An 11,345-nucleotide genomic window follows, 5' to 3' on the forward strand; every position below is an offset into this window, starting at 1 on the left:
ATGTCGCGCGCGCCCTTCGTGATGCCCAAGGCCGAGGCCGCCTATAGCCGCGCCAATGCGGTCTATGACACGACCATCGGCTGGCGCTTCGTGAACAAGCTGATGAAAGAGGCGCATGGCGTCGACTCGATGCCCGAGACGGCGGAGAACGTGGCCGATGATTTCGGCGTGAGCCGTGAAGATCAGGATGCCTTCGCGCTGCGCTCGCAAGAGGCTGCGGCCAAGGCGATGGAAGCGGGCCGTCTGGCCGAGGAGATCACCCCGGTCACGATCCCGCAGCGCAAGGGCGATCCGGTCGTGGTCGACACGGATGAACACCCGCGACCCGGCACCACGCTGGAAGCGCTGACCAAGCTGCGGCCCATCGTGCGGCCCGACGGCACGGTCACGGCGGGCAATGCGTCCGGCGTGAACGATGGCGCAGCGGCGCTGATCATCGCCTCCGAGGAGGCCGTGCGCAAACACGGGCTGACGCCGCTGGTGAAGATCTCCGGCGGGGCCGCAGCTGGCGTGCCGCCGCGGATCATGGGGTTCGGGCCTGCGCCTGCCAGCAAGAAGCTGATGGCGCGGCTGGGCCTGACGCAGGACGCCTTCGACGTGATCGAGCTGAACGAGGCCTTTGCGAGCCAAGGTCTGGCCACGCTGCGCGATCTGGGCATTGCCGATGACGATGCGCGCGTGAACCCCAATGGCGGCGCGATCGCGCTTGGCCATCCGCTGGGCATGTCAGGCGCGCGGATCACCGGCACGGCGGCGCTGGAACTGGTGCGCCGCAAGGGCAGCCGGGCGCTTGCCACGATGTGCATCGGCGTGGGGCAGGGCATCGCCGTGGCGCTGGAAGCGGTGTAAAAAAGCAGGGCGCGCGGCGGCCCGTGGGGTGGCGCGCGCCCGTTGTCCGCTGTGGCGGTTTATGCCCGCCACATTCCCCTGAGCTTCCCGCTGGGCACGCGGCCCCAATCGCGCCAGCCCGTCGGGACGGGCCGTCGCGCGCCCTGCGCCTTCGGCGCGCACCGGGCGGGGTGTCAGCTCAGGTCTTGTCCAGGAAATCCTTCAACAGCGCCGCCACGGCCTTGGGCTGCTCGTAGCAGGGCAGGTGGCCCGCATTCGCGATCTCGTGGAACGCGGCGCCGCACAGCTCCGCCGTGGCGCGCACCAGATCGGGCGGGGTCGAGGCGTCATCCGCACCCGTCATCGCCATCACCGGCAGGCTCAGCGCTCGCGTCGCCTCGGTCTGATCGGCCCCGGCAATCGCCGCGCAGCAGCCCGCATAGCCCTCGTCGGGCCCACGTTCGAGCATGTTGCGGCAAAGCGTGAACTCCGCCGGATGTCCTTCGGCGAAACCGGGCGCGAACCAGCGTGCGAGGATCGCGTCGGAGATGCTCGCGATCCCGTCGCGGCGCACATTGGCGATCCGCTCGTTCCACATCTCGGGCGTGCCGATCTTGGCGGCGGTGTCCATCAGGACGAGCGCGCGCAGAAGATCAGGACGTCGCGCGGCGAGGCTCTGCCCGATCAGCCCGCCGATCGAGAGGCCAATAAAGGTCACGTCCCGAAGCCCGAGCGCATCGCAGATCGCGGCGGCGTCGCCCGAGAGGTCCTCGATGCTGTAGGGGCCGGGCGGGCAGTCGGACAGCCCATGCCCGCGCTTGTCGAAGCGGATCAGCCGCAGCCCCTCGGGCAGACGCGGGATCAGTGCTTCCCAGAGCCGCAGATCGCTGCCGAGCGAATTGCCGAACATCACCACGCGCCCGTCGCGCGGGCCCTGATCGAGAATGTGGAGCGTCACCCCGTCATGGGTCAGTGCGTGCATGAAAGCCTCCTCTTTGTGGGAGGTTGTAGCGCGCGGGACGGGGGAAGGAAAACATACCGCGGAGGTATCGGGGGTTACCTCGGTGATACCTTTGGAGGGGGCGGGATCTACTTGGCGCGGGGCGACTAGCCCCGGGCCGCGCCCGACCTCCCCCCGGGAGGGCGCATTGGCGAAGGCGTCGCGGGTATAACCGGTCTACGGGCTTGCGAGATAAAGTGCCAAGCCACAGAGCGCGCACAGCGCCCACCCGAGGTCGGGCACGGCCCTTTCCGCACCAAAACGAAAAAGGCCACCCCCGAGGGGATGGCCAGCCTCCGAAACTGCGGAGAGGTATTACTCGGCCGGCTCGGCCACTTCGTCCTTGGTCTCCGCCTCGGCCATCGCAGCCTCGACGATGGGCGTGCCGTAGACGAAGAAGTCCTGCGGAAGCTCGCCGCCGAACCAGACGCCGCCGCCGTTGAAGAAGTTGCTCTCGTCCCAGGTCAGCGTCTTCCAGTCCGGATCGAAGATCAGGTAGCCGGTGTCGCCGAACAGCTCGATGCGGTTGCCGCCGGGCTCGTAGACATACATGAAGTAAGCCTGCGACACGCCGTGCTTAGCCGGGCCCGCCTCGATGGTCACGTCATATTCCTGCAAGATATCGGCAAGGTCGAGCATCTGGCCCTGATTGCCATACCAGAAGGCGACATGGTGCAGACGGTTGCCCGGACCGGCCTGATCCTTGGTGAAGGCGACCTCGTGCACGAGCGGACTGACCGAGAACCACGCCGCCAACTCGTCCGAGCCGCCGAAGACCACGTTCTCACGCTTCAGGAAACCGAGATTGTCCTGCAGGAACTTGCCGTTCTTGGTCACGTCCGAGCAGAGCAGGTTGACGTGATCGAGACGACGCACCGGCACCCCGCGCAGCGGACGCTTCTGGGCGCGCGAGAGCAGCTTCGATTTCAGCTCTGCCGGGGCCTCGTAATACTCGACCTCCCAGAACAGGTGCTGCTTGTGGCCGTCGGGCGTGGTGAATTCATAGGCGCGGCCGTAGCCCTTGTGGCCGTCGACCCATTTGCCCGGATTGTCGGAGGCTTCGAGCACGGCCACGCGGCGCTCCAGCGCCTGCGGCGAGGACGCACGCCAACCCACCATGCCGATGCCGGCCTTGTCCGAGCGGGTCAACTTCAGCGAATGGTGATAGCGATCCTCGTAGCCGCGCAGGTAGCAGGATTTGCCGTCATCCTCGGTGGGCGTCATGCCCAGAACATCGTGGAAGAACCAGAAGCTTTCCTCGAATTTGGGGGTGAAAAGTTCGATGCAGGCAAGCTGCGCGATATCGTGGATCTGTTCCTGAAAGCTCATGGTGTCCTCCCTAAAGCTCGATAAGGTGAATGCGGTCAGTTTGCGGGGGCCTTCTCGTGGCCGTTGGTCGGGGCTGTGCCGTTCGAGGCGGCGGCGGGTTGCTCGCTCGCTTCGACATATTTCGGCTCGCCCGCGACCGCGTAATGGCCCGAGCGCAGCTCGTTGAGCATGATCCGAACGGCCTGCGGCTTGACGCCCAGCGTGTCGACCGCCGCGCGCGTGACCTCGCGCATCAGCGCTTCTTTCTGCGCCTCGGTGCGGCCTTCCATAAGGTTGATCTGGATTACCGGCATGACTGCTCCTCTATCCCGGGACGCGCCCTCATTCCCCGCGTGTCGGGGCCTCCTCGGCGTGTCCGTGGCCCGAGATTGGGGCAGAAACGGCGATACGATCAAATACCATTTAGTCCGGGTTTCGATACCGAAGGCGCATCACGCTGAATGTGGGGAAACCCGACATATGGCATGATGTAGCATCCGGATCGCGTCCGGTCTGAAACATGAGGAACGTCTTGCAGGTAGCTGAAACTATTGACTTAAACTGCGTGCGACTTCGAGGAAGTTCGCGACGATCGGGGACGTGTCACCCTCTCGGGAGATGCAGGAGATATCGACCCGCGCGCTGTCGCTCACATCGCTGATCGGCAGGCATTTCACGCCCTCCATGATGACCGATGTGATCGATTGCGGAACGACCGAGACGCCGAACCCCGCCGCGACCAGCGCCATCGCGGTGAAGCCGTCGCCCACGACCTGCGCGACATTGGGCGCGAACCCCGCCTCGTGGCAGAGCCCCGTGACCTTCTCGACGAACCCCTGCGCGCGGCTGGCGGGAAACAGCATCATCGGTTCGCGCGCCAGTTCCGACAGCGCGACGCTCTCGCGATCCGCGAAAGGCCCCGGATCGGGCACGACGATATAGAGTGGCTCCGAGGCCAGCTCCTCGATCACAAGTCCCGGCACCGGCGTCAGCATCCGGTTGAAGCCCAGATCGATCGAGCGGTTCTGCAGCCCCTCGATCTGCGCCAGCTTGTCGAGCGCGTGCATCACCACTTTCACATCCGGGTAGCGGCGTTTGAATTCGAGAATGATGCGCGGGATGAAGCTGAGGATCGCGGTGCCGAAGATCGCGATGTCGATCCGGCCAAGCCCGCCCTCGGACGCCCGGTGCACCCGGTCCGCCGCCTGATCGAGCAACGCCGCGATGTTGCGCGCCTCATCGAGAAACAGCGCGCCCGCCTGCGTCAGTTCCACCCCGCGCGGCGTGCGGTTGAAAAGCTGCGCGCCGAGCTGTTCCTCCAGCGCCTGGATTTGGCGGGTGATCGGCGGCTGGGAGACATGCAGCCGCTCGGCCGCGCGACCGAAATGCAGCTCCTCGGCCACGGCGATGAAATAGCGAAGCTGGCGCAGGTTCATGACATTCCCTTTCCGCGTCCACAGTTACGCGAACGCGCGCCCCGGACAAGCCGGGACGCGCGCACAAGCCTTGAGACGAGGGAGGACGCTCACAGCTTGAGGCAGAGGTTCGTCCGCTCGGTGTAGAATTCGAGCGAATGCACCCCGCCTTCGCGTCCGATTCCTGAGGATTTCGAGCCACCGAAGGCCGTGCGCAGGTCGCGCAGGAACCACGAGTTCACCCAGACGAGACCCGCCTCCATCTGCCCGCCGACGCGATGCGCGCGGGAGAGGTTCTCGGTGAGGATCGTGGCCGACAGCCCGTAATTGGTGTCATTGGCCATCGCGATCACTTCCTCTTCGCTGTCGAAGGGCTGGATGTGGCAGCAGGGGCCGAAGATTTCCTCGCGCACGATGGGGCTGTCCTCGGGCAGGCCGGTCCAGATCGTGGGCTCGACGAAGAAACCCCCGTTGCGGTAATCGCCTTCGGGGAAGTCCGGTGTGCCGCCGCCGGTGATGATCTGCGCACCCAGATCGGCGGCCTTCTTGTAATAGCTCAGCACCTTTTCGCGATGTTCGGCGGAGATCAGCGGGCCGATGGTCGCGCCGTCGGTATCCGGGCCGCCTTGGATCAGAGCTTCCGCGCCCGCTTTCAGACGGCTGACGAATTCCTCGAAGACGGGGCGTTCGACATAAATCCGCTCGGTGCCCAGACAGACCTGCCCGGTATTGGCGAAACACGAGCGCATCGTGACCTCGATCGCCTTGTCCATATCCGCATCGGCAAAGACGATGGCGGGGTTCTTGCCGCCGAGTTCAAACGACACATCGCGCAGACCCACTGCGGCCTGTTTCATGATCGCCTCGCCGGTGCGGGTCTCGCCGGTGAAGGTGATGCCGTTGACGCCCGGATGCTGGGTCAGCAACTCGCCCGCGCTTTCCGGCCCGAAGCCGTGGATTACGTTATAGACGCCTTTCGGGATGCCCACCTCGTTCATCACCTCGCCCAGCAGGGTCGCGGTGGCGGGGCTTTCCTCGGAGGGCTTCACGACGACGGTGTTGCCGCAGGCCAGCGCCGGGCCGACTTTCCACGTCATCAGCAGGAAGGGCGCGTTCCACGGAGAGATCACCCCGATCACGCCTTTCGGACGGTGCAGTTCGAGATTGGCCGCGCCCGTGCCATCGGGCGTATCCATATGGAAATACTCGCCGCCCGTGTTCTTCAGCATCTCCGCGAAGATCCGGAAATTCGCCGCGCCGCGCGGGATCTCGACCTTCTCGGCGAAGCCGCGCGTGTGGCCGGTATCTTGCACTTCCGCTTCCATGAAGTCGGCCTTGCGCGCGTCGATCGCGTCGGCGAGCTTCATCAGCAGATCGCAGCGCTGCGCCTTCGGCATCTTGCCCCAGGGGCCTTTCAGCGCCGCCTGTGCCGCCTCCACCGCGTCATTCACATCCTCGGTCAGCGCCTCATGCACATCGGCGATCTTCTCGCCGGTGGACGGGGAAATCTTGTCGAAGGTCTTGCCCGATTGCGCGGCGCGGTATTCGCCGTCGATGAAGAGCTTATGCGTGGTCATATCGTCCTCCCGTGAGCCACCTCTTGGGCGACAAGCTAGGCAACCCGGCCGATACGCTCCAATGCTTTTGCATCCCGCACGCGATACCGTTTTTGCATGATGCTCTATCGGGGCGCGATGCAAAACCCGTATCACGCCCGGCCCGTCAAAGTATTGGAGCGTATCGCGCCGCCGTCTTAGCCTTGATCCGGAGGCAGCCCGTATCGGTTTCACGAGACCGACGCAGATCAGGGCCGCGACGGAGGACATATGCTGGACAGCACCAAGATCGAGAGCTTGGGCGATGCGCTGTATGACGCGCTGCGCTCGGGCCGACCGACCCAGAAAATCAGCGCACTCGAACCCGAGAGCGATATCGAAGACGCCTATCGCATCCAATTGCGGATGCTGGAGCGGCGTCTGAAGGCGGGCGATGAGATCGTCGGCAAGAAGATCGGCCTGACGAGCCGCGCCATTCAGGACGCGCTTGGCGTCTACCAGCCCGATTTCGGGCAGGTGACGAAGCGGATGCTGTTCGAGGATGGCGCGACGATCGACCTCAGCAAGCTGATGCAGCCGCGTTTGGAGGGCGAGCTGGCCTTCCGCCTGAAGGAAGACCTGATCGGGCCGGGCGTGACGGTGACGGATGTGATCCGCGCGACCGACTATGTGACGCCGTGCTTCGAGATCGTCGATACCCGGTATCAAGATTGGCAGATCAAGATCCAGGACACCGTGGCGGACAATGCCTCCTGCGGCGTGTTCGTGCTGGGCGAGGCCAAGGCCGATCCGCGCGATCTGGACCTGAGCCTCGCGGGTATGGTGATCGAGAAGAACGGCGAAGTCGTCGCCACCGGGGCCGGGGCGGCCGTGCAAGGCTCGCCGGTGATGGCGGTCGCATGGCTCGCCAATACGCTCGGGCGTCTGGGGATCCCGCTGAAAGCTGGCGAGATCATCCTTTCGGGCGCGCAGGCGCCGCTGCTGGCCGTCACGGATGGCGATCATTTCACTTGCGAGATCGCGGGCATCGGCTCGTGCGAGATGCGATTTGCCGGGAGGGCGATGCTATGAGCCTCGATCAACCGAAAACCGTCGATGAGGAAGCGATCATCCGCATGGCCGAGCGCGTCGAGACCGCGCAGCGCTACGCGGTGCCGATCCGCAAGCTGACCGAGGATTACCCCGATCTGAGCATCGCCGACGCCTATCGCGTTCAGACTGCGCTGCGGCGCAATCTGGAGAAGAAGGGCGAGCGGGTGATCGGCTGGAAAGCGGGGCTGACCTCCAAGCCGAAAATGGCGCAGATGGGCGTCTCGACCCCCGGCGTGGGCTTCCTGACCGATGCGATGGAGCGTCCGGCGAACTCGAAGATCACCGTCAGTGACATGATCCACCCGCGCGTCGAGGCCGAGATCGCTTTTGTCACCAACAAGGAGCTGTCGGGCAAGGTCACCCGAGAAGACGTGCTGGCCGCCACCGATTACGTCCAGCCCGCGCTGGAGGTCATCGACAGCCGCTTCACCGGGTTCAGGTTCGACCTGGAATCGGTGCTGGCCGACAATTCCAGCTCGGCCCGCTATGTGCCGGGCGGGAGGATGATCCGCCCTGACGCGCTCGATCTGCGGACCGTGGGCGTCGTGTTGGAGCATAACGGCGAGATCGCCCAGATCGGCGCGGGTGCCGAGGTGCTGGGCCATCCCGCCGAGGCGATCGCGATGCTGGTCGGCGTGCTGGGTGACATGGGCGAGGTTCTGCCCGCGGGCAGTTTCGTGATGGCCGGTGCGATCACCGCCGCCGTGGCCGTCAAACCCGGCGATTCCATCACCGCGAGATTTTACGAGATGGGCTCGATCACGGTGACCTTCACCGAGTGATCCCGAGCCAAGGAGGTTCAAGATGAACAAGATCAAATGTGCCCTGATCGGGTCGGGCAATATCGGCACTGACCTGATGTTCAAGCTGCTGCGCTCGGACGTGTTGGAGCCGGTCTGGATGGTGGGCATCGACCCCAATTCCGACGGGCTCAAGCGCGCGAAGGAGAAGGGGTTGAAGGTCACCCATGAAGGCGTCGACGGGCTGCTGCCTCATGTCGAGGCAGACGGTATCCAGATCGCTTTCGACGCGACCTCGGCCTATGTCCATGCGGAAAACTCGCGCAAGCTCAACGAGTTGGGCGTGTTCATGGTCGACCTGACGCCTGCCGCGATCGGCCCCTTATGCGTGCCGCCGGTGAACCTCGGCGATCTGGCGAAAGCGACGCCGATGAACGTCAACATGATCTCCTGCGCGGGTCAGGCGACGATCCCGATCGTCTCGGCCGTGGGCGCGGTGCAATCGGTCGAATATGCCGAGATCATCGCCTCGCTTTCCTCGAAATCCATCGGGCCGGGCACGCGGGCGAACCTCGACGAGTTCACCTTCACCACCTCGAACGCGATCGAGAAGGTGGGCGGCGCGAAGAAGGGCAAGGCGCTCGCCATCATCAACCCCGCCGATCCGCCGATGATCATGCGCAACACGATCTATTGCGAGGTCGAGGGCGAGCCGGACCAGGCGGCGATCACCAAATCGGTGAAGGACATGATCGCGCAGGTCCAGAAATACGTCCCCGGCTACAAGCTGGTGAACGGCCCCGATTTCGACGGCAACCGCGTCGCGGTCTTCATGGAGGTCGCAGGGCTTGGCGACTACCTGCCGACCTATGCGGGCAATCTCGACATCATGACGGCGGCCGCGGCACGCACCGCCGAGATGTTCGCCGAACGGATCCTCGACGGATCGATGGAACTCAAGAAACTGGAGCCGGCACAATGACCTCAGAGAGCGTGATCCAACAGAAAGTGAAATCCGGCCTAGAGGGCCGCAAGGTCAAGCTGCACGACATGTCCCTGCGCGACGGGATGCATGCCAAGCGCGAGCAGATCCCGGTCGAGATGATGGTGAAGATCGCCAAGGGTCTCGATGCGGCGGGCGTGCCTTACATGCAGGTCACCCATGGCGCGGGTCTGGGCGGCAATTCGATCCAGCATGGCCGCGCGCTAGCGTCGAACGCGGAATATATCTCGGCGGTGGCCGAGGTGGTGACGCAGGCGACGATTTCGGTGCTGCTGATCCCCGGTCTCGGCACGATGAAGGAGCTGGAAGAGGCTTATGAGTGCGGCGCGCGCTCGGTCCATGTCGCGACTCATTGCACCGAGGCCGACACCTCGCCGCAGCATATCGCCTTCGCGCGCAAGCTCGGCATGGATGCGTCGGGCTTCCTGATGATGTCTCATCTGAACTCGGCCGAGGGGCTGACCGAACAGGCGCTCCTGATGGAGAGCTATGGCGCCAACACCGTCTATGTCACGGACTCGGCGGGTGCGATGCTGACCCACGAGGTCACCCATGCGATCTCGATGATGCGCGATGCGCTGAAGCCCGAGACCGAGATCGGCTTCCACGGCCACCACAATCTTGGCCTCGGTATCGCCAACTCCATCGCTGCGATCGGTGCGGGCGCGACGCGGATCGACGCCTCGCTGGCAGGGCTTGGCGCGGGCGCAGGCAATGCGCCGATCGAGGTGCTGGCCGCCGTCTGCGACCGGATGGAGATCGCGACAGGCTCGGACACATTCGCGCTGATGGATCTGGCCGAGGATGTCGTGGTGCCGTTCATGGATCACGTCGTACGCGCCGACCGCGAAGCGCTGACGCTGGGCTTTGCCGGGGTCTATTCGACCTTCCTGCTGCCCGCGAAACGCGCAGGCGAGCGCTTCGGCATCCCGGCGCGCGACATTCTTGTCGAACTGGGCCGCAAGAAGATGATCGGCGGTCAGGAAGACATGATCCAGGACACGGCGATGACCATGGCCCGTGAACGCGGTCTGTTGAAGGAGAGCGCCTAAGAAATCCTTTCCGCGCGTCGGTCCCAACGGCGCGCGGAAAGCCGGACCGGGCAGGGGAAGAGGAGCCCTGACGCCCGGAGCGGCCGGACCAGAGAAACGCGAAGGGAGGAAATCCATGAAACTGAAACGCGCCGCGCTCGCTTTGAGCGCGCTGATGTCGCTTGCCGCATTGCCGGCCCATGCGATCGACGTGGCCCCGGGGGATTACAACATCCTGCCCTCCGGCACGAATATCGGGCTGCTCTATCTGCAGCATCAAAGCGCCGATACGTTCGAGCTCGGCGGGACGAAGGTGCCCGACAGCGAAGCCAAGGTGAACGTGATGGTCCTGCGCGGGCTGCATTATTCCGAAGCCTTCGGGATGCCTGCGCTCTATCAGGCGGTGCTGCCGATCGTGAATTTCGACACCGCGCGCATTGGCGGTGGGGATATGCCGACCAAATCGGGCGTGGGCGATCTGACGCTGGGCTTCTCGGTCTGGCCGGTGCAGCCGTCGAACCCCGAGACCGGAACCACGCTGGGCGTGACTGCCTTCGTGACCGCGCCCACGGGCCAGTATGACGCGGCGAAGGTCAGCGCGGGTTCTGGGACGTGGACGCTGACGCCGCAGATCGGGTTCATTCAGGGGCTCGGGCAGGGGCTCTATTTCGACGCGATGGCCGATGTGGCGGTCACGATGGACCACACGGAGAGCGGCCAGAAGATCGAGCGCAGCCCCGCCACGCAAGTGCAGGCCTATCTGCGCAAGCAATTCGGCCAGAACACCTCCCTGTCCTTCGGTCTGTCCTCGCAGCGTGGCGGCAAGATCAAGGTGGGTGGCGCCGATACCGGCCAGCGCACCGAGCGCGATCAGGTTCGCCTCTATGCCAATACTTTCGTCACCCCGACGGCTCAGGTGCAGGGGATGCTGGCGAAGGACGTGAACAGCGATGGCGGGTTCCGCAACGACGTGGTCGCGGAGCTGCGTTTCCTGAAGGTCTTCTGATCCTCCCCGGCCGGGCGCGAGCCCTCATTCGTGCCCGGCATTATCCAATACCTTTTGCGATAGTGAGGAGGGTTCCGTTATGACCTATATGGTATCAACGGGAGGAAGCGTGGGAATGGACTTCAAGCGGCTCAAATATTTCCTCGCGGTGGCCGAGGAACTGCATTTCGGACGCGCGGCGAACCGGCTCGATATCGCGCAGCCGCCGCTGTCGCGCCAGATCGCGGCGCTGGAGGCCGAGTTGGAGGTGCAGCTTTTCGACCGTTCGCGCAGCCAGATCCGGCTGACGCAGGCGGGCGAGGTGTTGCAGGATCACGCGCGGCAATTGCTCGAACGGTTGGATGCGGCTTATCGCGAGACGAAGAT

12 protein-coding genes are annotated in these 11,345 nt (G+C 64.6%); 7 read left to right on the forward strand and 5 right to left on the reverse strand.

Translation table 11 applies throughout. From position 1 onward, the window contains the following. Nucleotides 1-849, forward strand: an 849-nt coding sequence (locus B3D39_RS02250) for an acetyl-CoA C-acyltransferase (protein ID WP_286789334.1), incomplete at its 5' end; no start/stop codon positions are given. A gap of 178 nt (nucleotides 850-1,027) precedes the next feature. Here the strand turns inward: B3D39_RS02250 and pcaD are convergent. From pcaD to B3D39_RS02275, 5 genes are all read right to left on the reverse strand, one after another. Continuing rightward, the gene (pcaD, locus tag B3D39_RS02255; RefSeq protein WP_274962361.1) at nucleotides 1,028-1,810 is read right to left on the reverse strand and encodes a 3-oxoadipate enol-lactonase; all 783 of its coding nucleotides are present in this window, start codon (nucleotides 1,808-1,810) and stop codon (nucleotides 1,028-1,030) included. A 333-nt stretch (nucleotides 1,811-2,143) separates the two neighbouring features. After that, the gene (locus B3D39_RS02260) at nucleotides 2,144-3,157 is read right to left on the reverse strand and encodes a VOC family protein (protein ID WP_274962362.1); all 1,014 of its coding nucleotides are present in this window, start codon (nucleotides 3,155-3,157) and stop codon (nucleotides 2,144-2,146) included. A gap of 35 nt (nucleotides 3,158-3,192) precedes the next feature. After that, the gene (locus B3D39_RS02265; RefSeq protein ID WP_274962363.1) at nucleotides 3,193-3,552 is read right to left on the reverse strand and encodes a 2-hydroxymuconate tautomerase; all 360 of its coding nucleotides are present in this window, start codon (nucleotides 3,550-3,552) and stop codon (nucleotides 3,193-3,195) included. A 132-nt stretch (nucleotides 3,553-3,684) separates the two neighbouring features. Then, nucleotides 3,685-4,572 carry a LysR family transcriptional regulator gene (locus tag B3D39_RS02270; protein WP_274962364.1) on the reverse strand — a complete coding sequence of 296 codons (888 nt, stop codon included), beginning with the start codon at nucleotides 4,570-4,572 and terminating at the stop codon, nucleotides 3,685-3,687. 89 nt (nucleotides 4,573-4,661) lie between these two features. Next, entirely contained in the window at nucleotides 4,662-6,128 is a 1,467-nt protein-coding gene (locus B3D39_RS02275) for a 2-hydroxymuconic semialdehyde dehydrogenase (RefSeq protein WP_274962365.1), read from the reverse strand. A 249-nt stretch (nucleotides 6,129-6,377) separates the two neighbouring features. Here B3D39_RS02275 and B3D39_RS02280 point away from each other — a divergent pair, with 249 nt between their 5' ends. The 6 genes from B3D39_RS02280 to B3D39_RS02305 form a co-directional block, all read left to right on the forward strand. After that, entirely contained in the window at nucleotides 6,378-7,178 is an 801-nt protein-coding gene (locus B3D39_RS02280; RefSeq protein ID WP_286789335.1) for a fumarylacetoacetate hydrolase family protein, read from the forward strand. Next, complete coding sequence (gene dmpH / locus B3D39_RS02285; RefSeq protein WP_274962367.1) at nucleotides 7,175-7,981, forward strand: 2-oxo-3-hexenedioate decarboxylase; 807 nt, start codon at nucleotides 7,175-7,177, stop codon at nucleotides 7,979-7,981. The genes B3D39_RS02280 and dmpH overlap by 4 nt, the downstream gene beginning before the upstream one ends. Nucleotides 7,982-8,003: 22 nt before the next feature. After that, the gene (locus B3D39_RS02290; RefSeq protein ID WP_274962368.1) at nucleotides 8,004-8,921 is read left to right on the forward strand and encodes an acetaldehyde dehydrogenase (acetylating); all 918 of its coding nucleotides are present in this window, start codon (nucleotides 8,004-8,006) and stop codon (nucleotides 8,919-8,921) included. Then, nucleotides 8,918-9,994 carry a 4-hydroxy-2-oxovalerate aldolase gene (gene dmpG, locus B3D39_RS02295; protein WP_274962369.1) on the forward strand — a complete coding sequence of 359 codons (1,077 nt, stop codon included), beginning with the start codon at nucleotides 8,918-8,920 and terminating at the stop codon, nucleotides 9,992-9,994. Before B3D39_RS02290 ends, dmpG begins: the two co-directional genes overlap by 4 nt. 115 nt (nucleotides 9,995-10,109) lie before the next feature. Further along, a complete protein-coding gene (locus B3D39_RS02300; RefSeq protein ID WP_274962370.1) occupies nucleotides 10,110-10,979 on the forward strand; it encodes a transporter in 870 nt (289 codons plus the stop codon). A 115-nt stretch (nucleotides 10,980-11,094) separates the two neighbouring features. Continuing rightward, nucleotides 11,095-11,345: LysR family transcriptional regulator (locus B3D39_RS02305; protein WP_286789336.1), on the forward strand; the 251-nt coding region annotated here is incomplete at its 3' end.

The sequence above is a fragment of the Thioclava sp. UBA3469 genome (assembly GCF_002378135.1).
In the GTDB taxonomy this organism is placed as follows: Bacteria; Pseudomonadota; Alphaproteobacteria; order Rhodobacterales; family Rhodobacteraceae; genus Thioclava; species Thioclava sediminum.

Excerpts from the sequence above, each read along its gene's own strand:
- dmpH (WP_274962367.1), top strand. The coding sequence starts at position 7,175 with ATGAGCCTCGATCAACCGAAAACCGTCGATGAGGAAGCGATCATCCGC.
- dmpG (WP_274962369.1), top strand. The coding sequence starts at position 8,918 with ATGACCTCAGAGAGCGTGATCCAACAGAAAGTGAAATCCGGCCTAGAG.
- B3D39_RS02290 (WP_274962368.1), top strand. The coding sequence starts at position 8,004 with ATGAACAAGATCAAATGTGCCCTGATCGGGTCGGGCAATATCGGCACT.
- pcaD (WP_274962361.1), bottom strand. The coding sequence starts at position 1,810 with ATGCACGCACTGACCCATGACGGGGTGACGCTCCACATTCTCGATCAG.
- B3D39_RS02300 (WP_274962370.1), top strand. The coding sequence starts at position 10,110 with ATGAAACTGAAACGCGCCGCGCTCGCTTTGAGCGCGCTGATGTCGCTT.
- B3D39_RS02275 (WP_274962365.1), bottom strand. The coding sequence starts at position 6,128 with ATGACCACGCATAAGCTCTTCATCGACGGCGAATACCGCGCCGCGCAA.
- B3D39_RS02260 (WP_274962362.1), bottom strand. The coding sequence starts at position 3,157 with ATGAGCTTTCAGGAACAGATCCACGATATCGCGCAGCTTGCCTGCATC.
- B3D39_RS02270 (WP_274962364.1), bottom strand. The coding sequence starts at position 4,572 with ATGAACCTGCGCCAGCTTCGCTATTTCATCGCCGTGGCCGAGGAGCTG.
- B3D39_RS02280 (WP_286789335.1), top strand. The coding sequence starts at position 6,378 with ATGCTGGACAGCACCAAGATCGAGAGCTTGGGCGATGCGCTGTATGAC.